Raw genomic sequence first — 19,146 nt, 5'->3', positions numbered from 1 at the left:
TAAACAGATACTGCGCAGAATGGGGCGTTTCTTATCCTAAAGAATCAGTATTGCCCCACGACAGCAATATTATCGGCATGCACCGCAATAGCGTCGAAGCTCTCCCCCAGCTTTTCTCGGATTTCTGCCGAGTGCAGACCAGCTATTGCCGCAGTTTCAGTAGCACTATAAGAACACAGCCCATGAGCAATCACCGCTCCCCCACTATCGCAAAGTGCCACCGGGTCGGCGCCGTCAAAGTTGCCTTCTACGCTCACAATCCCCGCTGCTAAGAGGGAACGGCGACGGCGCACCGCCGCTACTGCTCCCTCATCGAGAACAATACGTCCGCGAATATCTGCGAGATGTTCCAACCACAATTCGTGAACAGAACGCCGCGCACCGGTAGCAAAAAACCATGTTCCCACGTCCTCCCCTGCAAGAGCCGCCCGCGCCTGAGCCGCGCTAGTTACCAAAGCGGGAATACCCGAAGCTGCAGCAAGATGAGCCGCCTGAACCTTCGTCACCATTCCACCAGAACCCACTCCTGCAGACCCTACTGAACCAATTGAAACACCCTCTAAATCTTCTGCTCCTCGCACCTGGACAATGCGCTCACCACCCTGCGCAGGATGCTTCGTATACAAAGCATCCACATCAGAGAGCAGAATCAGAGCATCTGCTTTCACCGTATGAGCCACCAACGCAGCGATGCGATCATTATCCCCAAATTTAACTTCAGCAGTCGCAACGGCATCATTCTCATTAATAATGGGCATTACCCCCAGTTCCAAAAGGCGCTCTAACTGCCGGTGGGCATTCCGATACCGATCCCGCGCCATCAAATCGTCGGCGGTCAGCAACACCTGAGAAACCCGCACACCATAGCGACTAAAAGTCTCCGTATACCGCGCCATCAGAAGTGATTGCCCCACCGACGCCGCAGCCTGCTGAGTCGCTAGATCCTTTGGTCGGCGAGAAAGCCCCAAAGGCGCCAAACCCGCAGCAATCGCCCCCGAGGACACCAAAATAATCTGCATCTGAGGATTCATCCGCAGAGCCTTCGCCAAAACATCAATAATGGTGGCGATAGCCAACTCATCTAAAGAATTCTCAATGGAAGTCAGCGATGAAGAACCCACCTTAACCACGACTCTCTGTGCCTTAGGCAACTCAAAGCGCTCGGAAATAGGACTCATCCGATGCTTAGCCCGAGACTGAGCACTAGCAACCAAAGATTCTTGCGAAGCGGAGTTCATGAAGACTCATTTCATCGACCAACAAAACAAAACACCGTACCCGAGACACGGGTACGGTGTTAAGTCTAAAAGAGATCTAGGACTCATCTCTAATCATTAGGAGTTTTGCTCGTTCTTCGAAGAATTCTTAGCTTTCGCCTTTTCATCCACAGATTCAGTCCACACACCTGCCTGACGCTCAGCTTCAAGCTCAGCACGAGCCTCAGCCTTAGCATCCATACGATCGTGGTACTGAGCCTTACGTTCCGAACGGCTGGGACGAATAACTTCTTCCAAACGCACATCAGTACCGCGAGGAGAAGCCAACATCTCGGCGCCACCTACCATCGTAGGCTCCCAATCGAAGACGACGGCGTCATTCGCTTCACCAATCACCACGGCGTCACCAGCACGCGCACCCTGTTTATACAGTTCGTCTTCAATACCAAGCTTTGCAAAACGATCCGCCAGATAGCCGACCGCTTCATCGTTATTAAAATCGGTCTGCATAATCCACTTTTCGGGCTTCTCACCAATTACGCGGAACAAAGGCTCCAGATTACGCTCTTCACGGCGAATAAAGAATTCCTTCTGCTTCTTCGAGCGGAATCCCTTGGGGCGAACCACAGTGTTATCTTCAACGGGTTTCGATTCAGCCTTCTTCCGAGCCTTTCGATCCGCCTCAACAATTTCTGCCATCGCGAAAGTCAGCGCTCGCAAGCCTTCATGAGAGGCAGTAGAAATCTCAAAAACCTTGAAACCCTTGGCCTCAAAGTCACCGCGCACAAACTCCGCCAACTCGCGAGCATCGGGTACGTCAATCTTATTCAAGACAATCAACTGAGGACGCTCGTTCAACGGGATGGTCACTCCGGCAGTGGGATCCACCTCGTAATTTTCTAGCTCCCCACGGATAACCTCGAAATCAGAAATCGGATCGCGATTAGGCTCCAGAGTTGCACAGTCAATCACATGGACTAGCGCAGAAGAGCGCTCCACATGACGCAAGAAGCGATGCCCGAGCCCCTTACCGTCGGAAGCACCCTCAATCAAACCGGGAACATCCGCTACGGTATAGCGGGTATCCCCTGCCTGAACCACACCGAGGTTAGGCACCAAGGTGGTGAAAGGATAGTCTGCAATCTTAGGACGTGCAGCGGAAATAGCAGCAATCAAGGAAGACTTACCAGCACTGGGGTAACCCACCAGAGCGATATCAGCAATTGACTTAAGTTCAAGAACGATATCTCGTTCATCGCCGGGAATACCCAATAGAGCAAAACCGGGAGCCTTGCGCTTAGCAGAAGCCAACGCCGCATTACCCAGGCCCCCCTGACCACCCTGAGCGGCCACGAACTCATCGCCTACCCGAATAAGGTCGGCAAGAACATTGCCTTCTTTATCTTTGACCACGGTTCCCTGCGGAACCGACAAAATCAAAGATTCACCGTTGAATCCATGGTGCAGGTCGCCACGGCCAATATCACCATTGGGTGCATGCTGATGGGGGGTGTGATGGTATTCCAGCAGTGTGGTCGACTGACCATCGACTCGCAAAATGACGTCGCCGCCATTTCCACCGTTTCCACCGTTAGGGCCGCCAAGAGGCTTGAACTTCTCGCGGCGAACCGACACACAGCCGGTCCCGCCGTGTCCACCGGATACATGCAGGACGACGCGGTCTACAAATTCTGCCACGAAAGATTCTCCTTGTATTGACTATAAAAACTTTTACTCATTGTCCCATATCTAACGGGACTGAACTATACGCATCTTGAACAGATGCAGAGAGGGCAAGCACCATCGGTGCTTGCCCTCTCCGTGCATTCTAAAGAGCTAATTACTCAGCTGCTGCAAGAATGTTAACGACCTTGCGGCCCTTACGGGTACCGAACTCGACCTGACCTGATGCAAGTGCAAACAGGGTGTCGTCTCCGCCACGGCCTACGTTGTTGCCGGGGTGGAAATGGGTGCCGCGCTGGCGGACGATGATTTCGCCTGCGTTGACGGTCTGACCGCCAAAGCGCTTAACACCGAGGTACTGGGGGTTAGAGTCACGGCCGTTGCGGGTGGAGCTTGCGCCCTTCTTATGTGCCATCTGTGCCTACCTTAGGTAAAGATTGTTTGAAGATCCGGAGCTTGCCGAACTTACGCGTTGATCGCAGTGATCTTGACGGTGGTAAGTTCTGCGCGGAAGCCCTGACGCTTCTTGTAACCGGTCTTGTTCTTGTACTTCTGAATAACGATTTTAGGACCGCGAAGGTCTTCAATCTTTTCAGCAGTTACCTTGGCAGAAGCCAGGGTCTTTGCATCTGCAGTGACCTTGTCCCCATCAACCAGCAGCAGTACAGGCAGCTCTAGAGTGCTACCGGGCTCGCCAGCGACGCGGTCAAGGGTAACGAGGTCTCCTACGGAAACCTTTTCCTGGCGGCCGCCAGCGCGTACAATCGCGTATGCCACTTGGGAACTCACTTCTCTCGACGTCTTTAGTTTGAACAATATTTCGACAGAGCGCTGATCCTAGTACCAAAAACGTGTATCGCTTACTGAACCCTGAGAAGATTTCTCGCTGGATTCAGAGCATTTATATAAGGATGCGCGCTCATCGAGTTTTCCAGTGATTGCTCACCGGTGGATGCTTAAGTCTGACTTGAAAAGTGTAAAACAAATCAAACAGCACCGACATATAAGCCTACGACACTCTGCTACAGAGGGCAAGTGACACGCCCTGAGCATGTCAGCAAACACTCTGGACCCCTCATCAGACAACAAAGTTCTCTGAAAGAGTAGAAACGAACGCAAGTTTATCTACCCATTAATATATGAATTCTCGTCTCTTAGTAAGCCCACAAGACGCATTGTGTTGAAACACTCATAGCAAGAGCCTGGGGTACCGCCGTTTATAGCGGTCCCCCCCCAGGCTCTTGCATTTACCTGCTCACAGAAAGTCTTACTTTCCTTCGCGCTTAATTTCTTCGGCTGACACGCCCACGCCCAACATGACCGGCGCAGAGGCATTTTCAGTTGAAGACGCCACAGACATAGAAGTCGAAACAACTGTTCCTGTAGCTTCTGCCTTCTGAATATCCTGGGACTGCACGCTACCGTCAATGCCCGTGCTGACCGCGCGTCGCGAACGGCGCTTCTTTGCAGGTGTTTTCTGTACGGGCTCAGCTGGTTGCTGAGCTACAGTTTCAACAACCGAAGGCTCGGATGTTCCGTTCACACTACCGGGCTGCGCTACCCCGCTGACGCGAGGTTTTTTCTGTGCCTGACGCTCGTTATGTCGGGCATTCTCACCCTGAGATTGAGAGTTAGCGCGGCGCCCACGAGAATTCCTCGATGGTTTTTCTGCGGTATCGCGAGAGGAACGTGAACGTTCTGTACGCTGTGTAGATGATTCGGTGTCTCCGTTCTCATTCTCCGAGCGAACGACGTCGCGACCTGCTTTCTGCGATGCACGAGCCCGTGCCTCACCAGCGCGAATTGCTTCGAAGCGGTTGGAGTTCTGAGTGAAGCGGGAATCAATGTCAGCAGAAGAAGATGATGAGTCAGAGACATCAGATTCTTCTGCGGACTTAGCACTCTGTGATTGCGCAGAAGAATCAGAACGACGCTTGCGAGAGCGCCCCTTCTTCTCTTTCTGGTCAAATGCTTCTGTGAGCGACTCAAGAGTCAAAGACCCCTGCTCGGCAGTAGTGTCTTCAGTCTCTTTCGATTCCTCACGTTGGGGAAGCTCTATGACTTCACCGCCAATAGTAACCGTCAAATCCGGTGTACCGGTGAACTGCTCGTTTGAGCTCTGCTGATCCTGGGGAGTTTGCTCCCGGCGATTCTGCTTGCGACGCTTACGCCTGCGAGCATTCTTAGACTCTCGGGAGTCATCCGCCTCAGATTTCTCGGGCTCATGAGTACTTGCCGCAGCAATATTAGCAAGGGCTGCACGACGTGCTTCGCTTTGACGATTGTCGTCTTCATGCGAATACACCTGATGATCGTTGTGGCGAGTATCGCGATTACGCTGAGACTTACGTGCCTTACGACGGTCATCCCGATCATGGCGATGGATGTAATCCGAAGCGCCTCCCGAACGACCCTTCAGAGGCTGGTCGTGAACGATGACGCCACGCCCCGCACACTCCTCGCACGGCTCTGAGAAAACTTCCAAAAGTCCGGTTCCCATGCGCTTACGCGTCATCTGAACAAGACCAAGCGAGGTAACTTCAGCAACCTGATGCTTGGTACGGTCTCGACCCAGGCATTCCACCAGACGGCGCAGAACCAAATCACGATTTGATTCGAGAACCATATCAATAAAGTCAATAACGATAATGCCACCGATATCGCGTAACCGAAGTTGGCGCACAATCTCTTCTGCGGCTTCAAGGTTGTTCTTGGTAACGGTCTCTTCCAAGTTGCCACCGGAGCCTGTGAACTTACCGGTGTTTACATCAACCACGGTCATAGCTTCAGTACGATCAATGACCAGCGAACCGCCTGAAGGCAAGTAAACCTTTCGATCGAGAGCCTTGAAGAGCTGTTCTTCAATGCGGTAATGATCGAAAAGATCTTCGTCCTTGTCCCACTTTTGCAAGCGATCCACCAAGTCCGGAGCCATATAGGTGACATAGGCTTCAATAGAATCCCAAGCGACATCGCCCTGAACCATCATGGCGGTGAAGTCTTCATTGAAAACATCACGCACAGTCTTGATGGTGAGGTCAGGCTCCTGGTACAGCATTTCGGGAGCAAGAGTCTTCGGCGCGGAGGCGCGGTTTAGAATCTCTTCCCACTGTACGCGCAAGCGGTTAATATCGTGGCTCAGTTCTTCCTCAGAAGCGCCCTCTGCTGCGGTACGGACAATAACGCCTGCACCGTCAGGCAACTTATTCTTGAGAATCTTTTTCAAGCGTGTGCGCTCGGTATCAGGCAATTTACGTGAAATACCGGTCATTGAGCCACCGGGCACGTACACCAAGAAACGACCGGGCAAAGATACCTGGCTAGTCAGTCGAGCGCCCTTATGACCCACGGGATCTTTGGTGACCTGCACCAGGACAGAATCCCCAGATTTTAGGGCGTTTTCGATTTTGCGGGGTGAGCCGTCGAGACCTGAAACGTCCCAGTTCACTTCACCGGCATAGAGGACGGCGTTGCGTCCGCGTCCGATATCCACGAATGCTGCTTCCATTGAAGGCAAAACGTTCTGCACCTTTCCGAGGTACACGTTGCCAATCAGGGAGTCCTGCTGGGTTTTTGAGACAAAGTGCTCGGCGAGTACGCCATCTTCGAGGACACCGATTTGGATGCGGTCATCTTTTTGGCGGACTACCATTTGGCGGTCTACTGATTCGCGGCGGGCAAGGAACTCTGCTTCGGAAATTCCTCGCTGGCGACGGCCCGAATGGCGGGATTCGCGGCGGCGGATTTTTTTCGCTTCGAGACGGGTTGAGCCGCGTACACCGGTGACGCGGTTGGTGCTGTGGGAGTCGGACAGTCGCGGCGCACGCACCTTGGTGACGGTATTTTCGGGGTCGCCGTCGGTTCCGCCGTCAATTTCGATATCAACTTCTCCGCGGCGGCGGCGGCGACGTCGGCGGGAAATCACTTCTTCTTCGTCGTGGGTAATTTCAGCTAGACGGCGCTGGCGGCGTTCAGCCTCAAGAGCTTTGCGGCGAGCTTCGCGTTCTGCTTTTGCCTGTTCTGCAATCTCATCGAGATTAGGGGCGAAAAATAGGAGACTATTCGCGGCAGCTGCTTTAGTGAGGTTTTGCAGCTCGGCAGCTAGCTTCTCCCGTTGGGATTTGCTCTCTGCTTTTTCTTCTTCAGTTTCTTCAGCTTCTGAGGAAGTTTCCGGAGTTTGCTCGGAAGAGGTTTTTTCTTCGCTGGGCTGCTGCTCAGCAGAAGTATTGGATGATTCCGTAGCGTCTTCGGCGCTTTCTGGCGTCTCAACATTCTGCTGGTTATCTTGATTATTCTGGCGTTCTGCTGAGGTATCAGGATTCTCCTGGGGGGTATTCTGAATTGAAACCACTTCAGGTGAAGTGGATTCGTCAGCAGAGTTTACGTTCTGAACGTCCTCGCTCATCTGTATTATCTCCTGCCCTAGGGAGCGTCCGCATATCGCCCCTACGGCGTTCAGGGGCGCATTGCGCCCAAAAGCTTATAACTACCCGATTGCTCTCCAGCTCTTATGCGATCTACCTGAGACTGACCATTACTAAAGTCGTATTTCTCAGTGAATCGGGCCAACTATTTTTTCGAGTCGAACTTTGTCGAACTTATTTCAATCTAAACCTTGCCACCTGGGGCAGCGGTGCATCGAAAAAACCTGTTGGATGGCTACTTTTGAGTGCGGGTCAAAAGGCCACCGTCCCAATTCTCTCACAGAAAGTGCGCACATCGAATCAGATATTCAGCATTCTTTGCGGTGCCTGACGAGTCTAAGACCTTCAATCTCGAAGTACACATCAGTAAGATGGGGAGAGTCCACGTTCACTTGAGAGGTTAAAGTGCCACATATTTCCGAGGCGTCCGCTATCCATGAGTACTCGACCCACGAAGCGATGAAAGCAGACACAAGATACGCGATTCTATCTTTGTTGACAGGCATTCTCGCTTTCGCGTCTTCAGCTATGTTGGTGTATGAGCACTTGCAAATTGCCAAAGATGCATCCCACGTATCAGTGTGTGATATGAATGCTATTCTCAACTGCGGCACCGTCATGCGCACACCTTTTGCAGAGGCATTTGGGTTTCCTAACCCCTACATTGGGCTAGTAGGGTATGCAATTACCATTACAATCGCCACCGCAATGCTTGCTGGGGCACGGTTTTCTCGCTGGTACTGGCTGTGCATGAATGTGGGGCATGTACTGGCGTTTTGCTTCATTCTCTATCTCTGGTTCAACACTACTTTTGTGATCGGCGCGCTATGCCTGTTCTGCATGATCGTCTGGATTATGCAGACCATTTTGATGACCAAGACGACCGCTTATAATATTCAAACGGGTGTTATTCCTGCCCCAGAGCATATTCGTCACGCAGTAGCCGGGTGGTCCTGGTTCGTGGTTATTTTGATTTTTGTGCTCCTCTTCGGAATCATCATCATTCATTTCTTTGATCAGATAATAAATTCTTTCTAAACAGCAAATGGCCCGGTTAGTTGAAACTGACCGGGCCATTTTTATGACTTATTTGAACCAGATAGCGATTTCTCGTTCTGCAGATTCTGCTGAGTCTGATCCGTGCACCAGATTCTTCTGGACACCTGCACCCCAGGAGCGCCCCAAATCACCGCGGATAGTTCCGGCTGGAGCCACAGTCGGCTCGGATGGCCCCATGATGCTGCGAATACCTTCAACCACACGATCGCCTTCAAATATTGCTGCCACTACAGGACCTGAGAGCATGAAATCCACGAGGGGCTGAAAGAAGGGCTTGCCCTGGTGTTCGGCGTAGTGTTCTTGGAGGATTTCTTCGGTTGCCTGAAGCTTTTTGAGCTCCACCAGCTGGTATCCCTTCCGCTCGATGCGGGCCAAAACCTCACCGGTGAGACCGCGCTCGACGCCGTCGGGCTTGACCAAAATTAGACTGCGCTCAGTCATGAGTACTCCTTAAAATTCGCGAAACTATTGTTCTACCTCACAATATCAGCCCTGGTTGCATGCATGGAACTTCTGGGAGATTGCTCATTCCTTTACTTTTCTGCTCACAGGTTCGCCATAGGTAGGAACAATATCCATCACAGCCCTAACTCATACCCTTGAAAACAGGAGCGAAAGGAAAACGACAATGACCCAGAACGTGCCCCCTGAAAACAACAGCAACACATCCCTGAACAGGTATAAATATTTACTGTCAACGGCGAATCCTCAAGAAATTGAAAAAGCACATGAAGAGGCTTTCGCATCGATGAGCGAGGAGGAACGCTCCCAAGTACTTCTTGCTCTATCGCAGAGTGGGGAGAACGCTGTCAGCACTTCCCCCACAGCTCTTGCACAATCTGCAACTCGACTTGAGATGAAGAAGCCTAGAACCTTGACACAAGTCTTTTCGCAGGGATTGGGATCGGGTGGAACCATTCTTGCCTCATTAGTGGCAGGATTTATTGGTTCTGCCGCGTGGAGCACCGTAACCGGTGGAGATGGGTTCGGAGGTCGTCCCGGCTTATTATCCCGAATCTTTGGCATGGGTAACGGCTGGGGACAATATATGAATGGTGGCGGCATGGCCCGGGTATTAGGAGACTTCAACCACGGACCGCAAGGAGGATACAACTACAACCGACCCGATATGCATGGGCACGGTGGATTCCAAGGGCAGGGAGAAGGCAGACAAGGAGGTCCCGGTCCTGGAGGGTTCGGTGGTGGCCCCGGCGGAATGTTCTAAAAGCAAAGACATCGAGACATTACGAAGAAGTCTCCGCAACTTATGGTCTGCGGAGACTTCTTCGACTGAGCTGAAACTCGAAGATCTAATGGATTCTAGCTACTCAGATTCTTCCGCTCCCACTCACGCTGTGCTCTCGCACGCTGGACGTTTTCATAATCGAGTTTTTCGCCGGTGTGCACCGCATACCAGTAGGTAGCAGCAAAACAAGCCCCAATAAAGAACATTGGTATCAATGCAAAACCAGTCAATATCAAGCAAACCTGCAATACCCATCCGAGAGTATATCCCCATGATTTGCTCAAAAAAGCAGGGGTAGCAATGAAAGCGGCAGCAAGGAGTAGCCCCACTACCCAAATAGAAATTTTGATGAGCGAACCATCATTAAAATGGTGCCCAAACGTGGCAAGGGTGGCAAAAAATGCAACCAAAGCTTCCAAAGTGAGCACTGTAGATGCGAACATCTTTTTAACCTGTGCCGGTTTCTTCGTTTGCCCCGGGCGCCACTCTCGCTGTCTTTTAGTCATTCGAGCCATCATGTTCTTAGAGTCCCATCATCGAACGTGCTTCACCAATTACCGTGATGGAGCCGGTAATGAGCACAGCAGAGCTGAACTCCTCTCCCGTTCCAGCATCGGTAATTGCCTGAGCTACTGCGTCGTGCAAGTGCTCAAAAGTACTCAGTTGGTCTTCATCGAACCCCGCATCAAGAGCCATGTTTTCCAATTGCTCTACGGGGATGGCGCGTGGAGAATCCGAAGCTGTGAGATATAAAGATAACTCAAAATCGGTGGAATCCAAGTACTCTTCACGGATGGTTTCGAAGATGCCCACGGCGTCCTTCTCCCCCAAAATTCCAACCACTAGGTTGAGTTTATCTACCGCGAAGGATTCTTTAAACGCCTGTGCTGCAGCTTTGATACCGTGTGGGTTATGGGCGGCATCCAGTAAAACGGTAGGTGCGCTACGGATAATCTCTAGACGCCCCGGCGAAGTTAAATCCTCCCAGCCTGCACGAATAAGCTCAACGTTCAGGGGCTTCTCTCCCCCGCCTAAGAAAGCCTCAACAGCTGCAATAGCCACCGCAGCATTTTCAGCCTGGTGAGCGCCAAAAAGTGGAACTGGCAAATCCTCATAAGTATCAGCTAGACCGCGCACAGAAATCATCTGCCCGCCGACGCCGGGCAACCGGGAAGACACTCCAAATTCAACGCCCTCAAACCGGAATTCCGCCTGATGCTCCCGGGCAGAATCCAACAAAACTTGAGCGGCTTCGGGCTCCTGAACCGCAGACACCAAGAAACCATTATCTTTGATGATGCCCTGTTTCTCCCCGGCAATTTCCGCCAAGGTTTCCCCCAGCATGTCGGTATGATCCAACCCAATCGGAGTAACGACAGAGACCTGGGCGGTTGCCACATTCGTCGCATCCCATGACCCGCCGATACCGACTTCAAGAATTATCACGTCAACCGGCTCATCTGCGAAAATCGCAAACGCCAGGACAGTTAATGCCTCAAAGTAGGTGATACGGGGTTTATCTGCTGCGATAAGCTCCTGATCCACTATCTCGATATAAGGCTGAATCTCTTCCCAAATCCGTACAAAAGTCTCATCAGCCACGGGCTCACCCGCAATACTGATGCGTTCAGTTACTTTCGTGAGATGGGGGCTGGTGTAGCGACCAGTGCGCAAATCATGAGCCATAAGTATGCGCTCAATCATGCGGGCCGTCGACGTCTTACCATTGGTCCCAGTGATATGAATAACCGGCGCGGCATCTTGAGGAGACCCCAGAATTTCCATAGCCCGCTGCATAGCATCGAGACGCGGTGCCATCTTGTTCTCAGGAGCGCGCGAAAGCAAATCCTGGTAGACGGACTCCACGCCGAAAGCAGCAGCCGGGCTACTGCTTTCGGCGGCGAGTTCGTTGAACAAGGAATCTTCGTTCATGTTCTCGGACAAATTATGCCTTCTCTACCTCAACCGACTGCTTCTGAGCTTCACGGTAGTTCACCGAGACAGCCAAGGTTTCGCCAGCCACGAGTTCTTCGTGTGCCTGCACAGATTCAATGACGTTTGCAGGTGCCAAAAGTGTGAGCTTAATACGGTCTGAAACGTTTAAATCAGCTTCCTTGCGAGCCTGCTGAACCGAACGGATAGTATCGCGAGCAATACCTTCAGCCAGCAAATCGTCGGTAAGCTCAGTATTGAGCACGAGGAAACCACCACCGGGCAGAACAGACACAGCACGTTCAGCAGAATCTTCCGATTCAGCCACCACGGTATCGAGTTCATATTCGCTAGATTCAAGGGCCAAACCACCCTCAACAGCCTTCAACCCGACGACGACGGTACCGTCGTCCTGGATGGTCCAATCCCCTGACTTCGATGCCTTGATAGCAACCTGAACTTGCTTACCTAAACGAGGACCAGCAGCACGCGCATTAACCTTCAGCTGCTGAGAAATACCGAAATCGGCAGGTTCAACTTCAGAAGCATCCAGCAACTCTACAGACTTCAAGTTGAGCTCATCTGAAATAATCTGCTCAAAGATCCCTGCCAGTTGCTTTCCTCCCGCAACCGCAACAGTCATAGACTGCAGGGGCTGGCGCACGCGCAAATTATTTGCCTTACGCAAAGCAGAACCGGCAGAGCAGATAGAACGCGTAGCTTCCATCAACTGCAACAGATCGCTTTCGTCAGCAAATTCCTCAGGCTTTGGCCAATCGCTCAGGTGTACTGAACGCTCACCGGTAAGGCCGCGGTAGATTTCCTCGCTCATCAAAGGCAGCAGCGGAGCAACAACTTTCACCGCAGTGGACAACGCCGTGAAGAGAACATCAAATGCTTCGGTGTCTTCATCAAAGAAGCGCTCGCGCGAACGACGCACATACCAGTTGGTCAGTGCGTCGGTGAATTTGCGGAGATCTTCTGTAGCGCCCCAAACATCGTATTCGTCCATGTGAACGGTAGCGTTTTCCACCAATTCGCGGGTCTTACCCAAAATGAATCGATCCATCACATGTTCGGACTCATAGCGGAGCTGCGCTTCATAACCTGCACCGTTGTTAGCTGCGTTAGTATAGAGCGCAAAGAAATGGTAAACGTTCCACAGCGGAAGCATCACTTGGCGCACGCCCTCACGGATACCCTGTTCTGTCACGATAAGATTACCGCCGCGCAGAATCGGGCTAGACATAAGGAACCAGCGCATGGCATCTGATCCATCGCGATCTAGAACCTCTGACACATCCGGGTAGTTGCGCAGGGACTTAGACATCTTCTGCCCGTCTGAGCCCAGCACGATGCCATGAGAAATCACGTTCGTGAAAGCGGGGCGGTCAAAGAGAGCAGTAGCCAAAATGTGCATGGTGTAGAACCAGCCGCGCGTCTGACCGATGTACTCCACGATGAAGTCTGCGGGGTTATGGTTCTCAAACCATTCCTTATTTTCAAAAGGATAGTGAACCTGCGCGTAAGGCATAGAACCTGAGTCAAACCAGACATCCAAGATATCTTCCACGCGGCGCATGGTTGATTTGCCAGTGGGATCGTCAGGGTTTGGCCGGGTGAGCTCGTCGATGTACGGTCGGTGCAGATCAGGCTCACCGTCTTTATTGACGGGGTAGCGGCCGAAGGCAGCCTTGAGTTCTTCTAGCGAACCGTAGACGTCCATACGTGGATAGTTAGGATCATCGGAAACCCACACAGGAATGGGTGAGCCCCAGAAACGGTTACGGGAAATAGACCAGTCGCGAGCATTAGCTACCCATTTGCCGAACTGACCGTGCTTTACATTTTCAGGAATCCAATTAATTTCTTCGTTGAGTTCGCCCATGCGATCTTTGAAGTTGGTTACCTTAACGTACCACGACGTAATCGCACGGTAGACGAGCGGGGTACGGCAACGCCAGCAATGCGGGTAGGAGTGAACATAGGATTTCTCCCGAATCAGATGTCCCTCAGATTTCAGCAGATTAATGATGGTGCGGTTAGCCTCGAAGATCTGCACACCTGCAATTTCTCGCAGGGGCGCACCGTCAGCTAGTGATTCGTCGCTGAAGAGGTCGAGGAATTTAGCGCCATCATCGATGGATAGAATAACGGGAATACCGTTTTCTTCACAGACTTTCTGGTCTTCCTCACCATAGGCCGGTGCTTGGTGCACCAAACCGGTGCCGTCGGTGGTGGATACATAATCGGCAACAAGAATCTGCCAAGCCTTTTCCGTACCAAATTTCTCGGCGTCGGTGAAATAATCCCACAGAGGTTCGTAACGGACCCCTGCCAAGTCAGAACCTTTGTAAGTCTTGACGACCGCAGCAGTAGCCTCCGCGGCGTCTTCAAATCCAAGATCCTTGGCATAAGCACCCAACAATTCAGAGGCGATCAGGAACTTCCGCCCCTGGAAATCTCCTACGCCGGCTACCACAACATAATCGATATCTGGACCGACTGCGAGCGCCTGGTTAGTAGGCAGTGTCCAGGGGGTGGTGGTCCATGCAAGGGCTTCAACGCCGGTGAGCTCTGCAACGACACCGGTGTTCTTTGCCAGCGAGGTGTCCGAGGTGATGGTGAAGGTGACGGTTACTGATGGATCCTGTCGGTCTTTGTAGACATCGTCGTCCATGCGTAACTCGTGGTTGGAAAGGGGTGTTTCGTCTTTCCAGCAGTAGGGAAGGACGCGGAATCCCTGGTAGGTGAGACCTTTTTCGTGAAGCTGTTTGAAGGCCCATATGACCGATTCCATGTACTCGACGTTGAGCGTCTTGTAATCGTTTTCGAAGTCGACCCAGCGAGCTTGGCGGGTAACGTATTCTTGCCACTCTTTGGTGTATTTGAGTACGGAGGAGCGGGCTGCATCGTTGAAGTTATCGATACCCATCTCAAGAATTTCTTGTTTGTCGGTCATGCCCAGCTGCTTCATAGCTTCGAGCTCTGCGGGCAGTCCGTGGGTATCCCAGCCGAAGCGACGTTCGACGCGGTGTCCGCGTTGCGTTTGGTAGCGGGCTACGAGGTCTTTGACGTAGCCAGTGAGCAGGTGCCCGTAGTGGGGCAGTCCGTTGGCGAAGGGAGGGCCATCGTAGAAAACGAATTCGTTGTCTTCAGCCGATCGCTGATCGATGGATGCTTGGAAGGTGTTGTCTTTTTTCCAGTAGTCGAGAACAGCTTCTTCAAGCTGGGGGAAGGAAGGTGATGCTGCAACTGTGTTTTCAGTGCCGGCAGTTGCCTTGGGATAAAGAGGATTATTCATTGCGACGCGCCCTTTGTAGTAATCCATTGAAAAATAGGACTTGCAAGGACGCTACAGCACACATTGCTGCCGGTGCAGAACGGTGCGGTGGCGCGGTACCACCTTGCTTACTGAGCGCTACCCGTGCCACTCCCCCGGGAAACGGGGTTTCTCGGGGGAAATGACACAGTCAAGCGTTATCAGTCGCTTCATGACTGCTGTTACGGGCTTACCCGTCCGGTTCTACTAAAACTGTATCTATTCCGCTCCACCTCTCGTCGCAACGAATTGATGAGGTATTGCAGGTACGGTTCGTTCTTCCGGATTGCTCGCCGGTGATGGCCGGGTCAATGCAACTGATTCAAGTCTAGGCAGTTTCGCCGTCGCTGTCTAACGCATTTTATGGAGGAGCCCTGCGGGGTGAGTGCCTGCTGGGAGCAAATCACCGGATGTACCCCTATATGTTGTGTTGGGTGTCAGGCTTCTACCCAAAATATCGAGGTAGACCTCTCGGGAGCGCGAACAGTCTCACGGGAATTACAATTTTCGATATTCGTGGCGGTTTTTAGAGTTTCTGTTTGTTGACCAACTCCACCAAGCGTTTCACCACGTTGAGTGAGCGCCGAGGATTCTTTTGCGAGGAAACCGCAACAGTGATGCCTGATTCTGAAGTTTGGTGTGCCATCATCCAGAAGTCTGATTGATCTGGCGCTCCACCCTGTAGGCAAAAAATCTGTTTCTGAGAACAAAGCTTCGCAATATTTTGGTTCACCTGTTGAGAATCAGTGTGGGCGAAGCATAACCACATACCTTCCACGTCCGAGGGTTGAAAGATACGTTGATGCCATTTAACCGAGGCATGTTCCACCAATTCGTGGAGACCACTCGTAATCGTAGGGGCAACGAGGCAGACGGCACCGCCGCTTTGCACTACTTTTTCCACCCGACGTCGAGCTACAGATCCCCCGCCCACGACGAGCACCGGCTTGCCGTAGACGTTCAGCATAAGGGGTAGCATACAATCTCCAATGCGGTAAATGTTAATTATAAATTTACCTTTACTTTTAACACAGAGAAAAAGAATATGATACGGGACGCGCTAATTTAGTTAAAACCAAAAAGGGAAAAAACTACACAGCCCACGTCTATGGTCGTACCATAACGTCTCTCTGATGGTAGTTGAAGAATTATGCAATACGCAGAAATACTTCTCCATCTTCTATGCGGGTCTCGTAAACCGGCAAGGTGAAGTCAGAATTCAGGCTTTCTCCGGTACGCAAATCATATTCTTCTTTATACAGAGGGGAAGCAATGGTAGGGATATCCCCCTTTTGACCAGTGATTCCACGAGCAATTACCAGGGCGCCACTATTGGGATCTGCATGATCAGAGGCAAACACTCGGTCATTATTCAATCGAAAAATCGCGTACTGGTGGTTCTTGATCAGGGCAACCTCACCCCAATGCTCTTCCAAATCATTCAGCTTGCACACCTTTTGCCATTTTTGGTCGCTCATACCTTTACCTTATTTTTAGGAATCTATTAGTTTGGGCATTAAAAATTAATCCGACTGATGTATTTCAGATGCTATATTAGCATTATTGATTCAAATTATTTCGCGGTATCCCACCCTGTCCGCAAATTCGACGAACGGTATGAAGATGACTGATAAGCACGCACACGGATTGAGAAACATTCTAGTGATCGGCGGTGGTCCTGCTGCCTGGCGATTTGTTCGCGCTTACCTCAAAGAATCTCAAAATGAGGATCGTGTTACCGTCCTCTCCGCTGAAGCCCACGTACCCTACGACCGCGTAGCGCTGGAGCAACTCTTCAAAGATCCAGAAAAAGATCTCACCCTCGCTAATCCTGAAATCTGGGAAGATTCAAGAGTTAACCTTCAGTTAGGTGTCTCAGCTACTGCCATAGACCGCAAGAACCACATGGTCTCTGCAGATAACGGCGAGAGCTACCCTTACGATGAACTTGTTCTCGCCACCGGCTCCCGTGCGGTTAAAATCCCTATTCCCGGTTCCGACTCCGCCCATGTCTTCCGCACCATTGAAGACGTTCAAACCATGGTCAGCGAAGTAGCCCGTCTCAAAGAGAAGCTCGGCAGAGCTCCTCGCGCTATCGTCGTCGGCGGCGGTTTGCTAGGACTCGAAGCTGCCGAAGGTTTGCGTGACTTGGGTGCAGAACCCACCATTTTGGATGTCGCCTCTTGGCTTCTCTCCATTGAAGTAGATCAGGGCGGCGGACACCTTGTAAATTCTCTGATTCGAGAGGCCGGTATCAACATCGAAACCGGTGCTTTCATCTCAACCATCAATAAGAACGCCCAGGGCGAAGTTACTTCTGTATCAGTAGCAGACGGCATGGGCGATGAAGCCGATGTTCACAACCTGGATGCAGATTTGGTATGCATGGCTGCCGGTATCCGCGCCAACGACCAGCTAGCTCGCGAAGCTGGGCTGACCGTCGGCGAGCGCGGCGGTGTAGTTGTCAACGATCACTGCCAGTCAGAAGATGAGAATATCTGGGCTATTGGTGAAGTAGCCTGTGTTCTGGGACGCACCTGGGGTCTTGTAGCTCCTGCCAATTTAATGGCAGATGCGGTGGCTAAGAATTTGACGGGCCATGATGCTCACGTTGAAGAGTTTGATATTGCCACCAAGTTGAAGTTCTCCGGTCTTGAGGTCGGCGGTTTTGGAGATCGCCGTGCTACAAGCGAGGGTGCGCTGGAGATTATGTATATTGATCCGGCGCAGAAGATTTATCAGAAGATTGTGACATCTTCTGATGCGAAGACTTTGCTCGGTGGTGTGTTCGTGGGCGATGCTACGCCTTTCGATAATCTGAAGCCTTTGGTGGGTCGTGAGCTACCTGCGGAAGCGGCTGCATTCCTATCTGCAGCGGGTGGCGAGGGCGCTCCGGATACTGATATGCCAGATGATGCGGTACTGTGCTCCTGCAACAACATCACTTTTGGTGAAGTTCGCCAGTCCATTGTGGATGGTAATCAAGATGTTCCCTCTATTAAGAAAGCAACTACTGCGGGTACTCAGTGCGGTTCGTGCGTTCCCGTGATTCAGAAGACCCTTGCCAAGCAGATGAAAGCTATGGGCAAGACCGTAAGCAAGGCGCTGTGTGAGCACTTTGATTTCTCCCGTGCTGAGTTATTCGCAGCGGTCAAGGCAACTGACTACAATGATTTCCCCTCGGTGTTGAAGCGTTTTGGTCACGGGGAAGACGGTTGTGCTATCTGCAAGCCCACTGTTGCCTCTATTCTCGCTTCAACGAAGAACTCTTACGTGCTTGACGGTGGCCGTGGTACTTTGCAGGAAACCAACGACCGTAATCTGGCGAATATGCAGAAAGATGGCACCTACGGCGTCATTCCTCGTATTCCCGGTGGCGAAATCACTCCCGAGAAGCTCGGTGTGATTGCTGATGTCGCCAAGGAATACGGTTTGTACACCAAGGTCAATGGTGCACAGCGTATTGGTCTCTATGGTGCTCGTTTGGAGCAGCTGCCAGAGATTTGGCAGAAGTTTGTTGACGCAGGCTTTGAGTCTGGTCAGGCATACGGTAAATCTTTGCGCAATGTGAAATCTTGCATTGGCTCTTCCTGGTGCCGTTTTGGTATGCAAGATTCTACGACTTTCGCTATTGAGCTGGAGAACCGTTACCGTGGTTTGCGCTCCCCCCATAAGTTCAAGATGGGTGTTGTGGGTTGTAACCGCGAGTGCGCTGAGGCTCAGAATAAGGACGTCGGTGTGATTGCTACCGCCAAGGGTTGGAATCTGTACTTTGCCGGCAACGGTGGTGCAAACCCGGCGCACGGTCGACTCTTTGCAACAGACCTTGATAAAGAGACCCTTATCAAGTACGTAGACCGTTACCTGATGTATTACATCCGCACCGCTGACCGGCTACAACGTACAGCGCGCTGGGCTGAGGATTTGGATGAGCAGTTTGGTGATGCGATTGAGCATCTGAAAGCTGTCATTATCGAGGATTCTTTGGGTATTTGCGCTGAGCTAGAAGCAGAAGCGGAACGCCATGTTGAATCTTATGAAGACGAATGGGTTGCTACGTTGAAAGATCCCGAGCGTCTCAAGCGATTCCGTGCCTTTGTGAATGAACCTGATGCTCAGGACGAAGGTTCACGCATGTATGTGCTGGAACGCGAGCAGATTCGCCCGGCTACGCCGGAAGAAATAGCTGCACATGAACGTGGCGATGGCCCGGTTCTGGTTTCGGGTGCAAAGATTCCCGTCGGTCAGCCCAGCTAGGGCAGA

14 protein-coding genes are annotated in these 19,146 nt (G+C 51.8%); 3 read left to right on the top strand and 11 right to left on the bottom strand.

Translation table 11 applies throughout. From position 1 onward, the window contains the following. Positions 1 to 44: 44 nt before the first annotated feature. The 5 genes from proB to ACFR81_RS08435 form a co-directional block, all read right to left on the bottom strand. Complete coding sequence (gene proB / locus ACFR81_RS08455; RefSeq protein ID WP_377148781.1) at positions 45 to 1,178, bottom strand: glutamate 5-kinase; 1,134 nt, start codon at positions 1,176 to 1,178, stop codon at positions 45 to 47. A 156-nt stretch (positions 1,179 to 1,334) separates the two neighbouring features. Next, complete coding sequence (obgE, locus tag ACFR81_RS08450; RefSeq protein WP_068169393.1) at positions 1,335 to 2,915, bottom strand: GTPase ObgE; 1,581 nt, start codon at positions 2,913 to 2,915, stop codon at positions 1,335 to 1,337. A 142-nt stretch (positions 2,916 to 3,057) separates the two neighbouring features. Next, complete coding sequence (rpmA, locus tag ACFR81_RS08445) at positions 3,058 to 3,315, bottom strand: 50S ribosomal protein L27 (RefSeq protein ID WP_145176109.1); 258 nt, start codon at positions 3,313 to 3,315, stop codon at positions 3,058 to 3,060. A gap of 50 nt (positions 3,316 to 3,365) precedes the next feature. Beyond that, on the bottom strand, positions 3,366 to 3,677 hold the full coding sequence (gene rplU / locus ACFR81_RS08440) for a 50S ribosomal protein L21 (protein WP_068169399.1): 312 nt from the start codon (positions 3,675 to 3,677) through the stop codon (positions 3,366 to 3,368). 490 nt (positions 3,678 to 4,167) lie between these two features. Continuing rightward, entirely contained in the window at positions 4,168 to 7,305 is a 3,138-nt protein-coding gene (locus tag ACFR81_RS08435) for an Rne/Rng family ribonuclease (protein WP_343874992.1), read from the bottom strand. Between the two features lie 424 nt (positions 7,306 to 7,729). Here ACFR81_RS08435 and ACFR81_RS08430 point away from each other — a divergent pair, with 424 nt between their 5' ends. Then, positions 7,730 to 8,362 carry a vitamin K epoxide reductase family protein gene (locus ACFR81_RS08430; protein ID WP_343874994.1) on the top strand — a complete coding sequence of 211 codons (633 nt, stop codon included), beginning with the start codon at positions 7,730 to 7,732 and terminating at the stop codon, positions 8,360 to 8,362. Between the two features lie 48 nt (positions 8,363 to 8,410). Here ACFR81_RS08430 and ndk read toward each other — a convergent pair whose 3' ends face one another. Continuing rightward, entirely contained in the window at positions 8,411 to 8,824 is a 414-nt protein-coding gene (ndk, locus tag ACFR81_RS08425) for a nucleoside-diphosphate kinase (RefSeq protein WP_145176115.1), read from the bottom strand. 187 nt (positions 8,825 to 9,011) lie between these two features. On the opposite strand from ndk, the gene ACFR81_RS08420 reads away from it, so the two are divergent. Next, the gene (locus ACFR81_RS08420; RefSeq protein ID WP_343874997.1) at positions 9,012 to 9,608 is read left to right on the top strand and encodes a hypothetical protein; all 597 of its coding nucleotides are present in this window, start codon (positions 9,012 to 9,014) and stop codon (positions 9,606 to 9,608) included. 95 nt (positions 9,609 to 9,703) lie between these two features. Here the strand turns inward: ACFR81_RS08420 and ACFR81_RS08415 are convergent, their stop codons facing one another. The 5 genes from ACFR81_RS08415 to nirD form a co-directional block, all read right to left on the bottom strand. Then, positions 9,704 to 10,135: a DUF4233 domain-containing protein gene (locus tag ACFR81_RS08415; RefSeq protein WP_343874999.1), complete on the bottom strand. Its 432-nt coding sequence runs from the start codon at positions 10,133 to 10,135 to the stop codon at positions 9,704 to 9,706. 16 nt (positions 10,136 to 10,151) lie between these two features. After that, positions 10,152 to 11,561, bottom strand: a complete 1,410-nt coding sequence (locus ACFR81_RS08410; RefSeq protein WP_343875551.1) for a bifunctional folylpolyglutamate synthase/dihydrofolate synthase — start codon at positions 11,559 to 11,561, stop codon at positions 10,152 to 10,154. 13 nt (positions 11,562 to 11,574) lie between these two features. After that, a complete protein-coding gene (gene ileS / locus ACFR81_RS08405) occupies positions 11,575 to 14,865 on the bottom strand; it encodes an isoleucine--tRNA ligase (protein ID WP_343875001.1) in 3,291 nt (1,096 codons plus the stop codon). A gap of 544 nt (positions 14,866 to 15,409) precedes the next feature. Next, a complete protein-coding gene (locus ACFR81_RS08400; protein WP_343875003.1) occupies positions 15,410 to 15,862 on the bottom strand; it encodes a precorrin-2 dehydrogenase/sirohydrochlorin ferrochelatase family protein in 453 nt (150 codons plus the stop codon). 169 nt (positions 15,863 to 16,031) lie between these two features. Then, positions 16,032 to 16,361 (bottom strand): nitrite reductase small subunit NirD, encoded by a 330-nt coding sequence (gene nirD / locus ACFR81_RS08395; RefSeq protein ID WP_068170006.1) that lies wholly within the window; start codon positions 16,359 to 16,361, stop codon positions 16,032 to 16,034. 145 nt (positions 16,362 to 16,506) lie between these two features. On the opposite strand from nirD, the gene nirB reads away from it, so the two are divergent. Then, positions 16,507 to 19,140: a nitrite reductase large subunit NirB gene (gene nirB, locus ACFR81_RS08390; RefSeq protein WP_068170378.1), complete on the top strand. Its 2,634-nt coding sequence runs from the start codon at positions 16,507 to 16,509 to the stop codon at positions 19,138 to 19,140. Positions 19,141 to 19,146: the final 6 nt, after the last annotated feature.

The organism is Rothia amarae, assembly GCF_042677725.1.
Taxonomy (GTDB): domain Bacteria; phylum Actinomycetota; class Actinomycetes; order Actinomycetales; family Micrococcaceae; genus Rothia; species Rothia amarae.
This window is presented reverse-complemented; position numbering and strand designations above follow the sequence as displayed.

What these genes read in the sequence shown, in the direction of transcription:
- ndk (WP_145176115.1), bottom strand. Translation starts at nt 8,824, where the DNA reads ATGACTGAGCGCAGTCTAATTTTGGTCAAGCCCGACGGCGTCGAGCGC.
- ACFR81_RS08410 (WP_343875551.1), bottom strand. Translation starts at nt 11,561, where the DNA reads ATGAACGAAGATTCCTTGTTCAACGAACTCGCCGCCGAAAGCAGTAGC.
- ACFR81_RS08415 (WP_343874999.1), bottom strand. Translation starts at nt 10,135, where the DNA reads ATGACTAAAAGACAGCGAGAGTGGCGCCCGGGGCAAACGAAGAAACCG.
- ACFR81_RS08435 (WP_343874992.1), bottom strand. Translation starts at nt 7,305, where the DNA reads ATGAGCGAGGACGTTCAGAACGTAAACTCTGCTGACGAATCCACTTCA.
- nirD (WP_068170006.1), bottom strand. Translation starts at nt 16,361, where the DNA reads ATGAGCGACCAAAAATGGCAAAAGGTGTGCAAGCTGAATGATTTGGAA.
- rpmA (WP_145176109.1), bottom strand. Translation starts at nt 3,315, where the DNA reads ATGGCACATAAGAAGGGCGCAAGCTCCACCCGCAACGGCCGTGACTCT.
- nirB (WP_068170378.1), top strand. Translation starts at nt 16,507, where the DNA reads ATGACTGATAAGCACGCACACGGATTGAGAAACATTCTAGTGATCGGC.
- ACFR81_RS08400 (WP_343875003.1), bottom strand. Translation starts at nt 15,862, where the DNA reads ATGCTACCCCTTATGCTGAACGTCTACGGCAAGCCGGTGCTCGTCGTG.
- ACFR81_RS08420 (WP_343874997.1), top strand. Translation starts at nt 9,012, where the DNA reads ATGACCCAGAACGTGCCCCCTGAAAACAACAGCAACACATCCCTGAAC.
- ileS (WP_343875001.1), bottom strand. Translation starts at nt 14,865, where the DNA reads ATGAATAATCCTCTTTATCCCAAGGCAACTGCCGGCACTGAAAACACA.
- proB (WP_377148781.1), bottom strand. Translation starts at nt 1,178, where the DNA reads ATGAGTCCTATTTCCGAGCGCTTTGAGTTGCCTAAGGCACAGAGAGTC.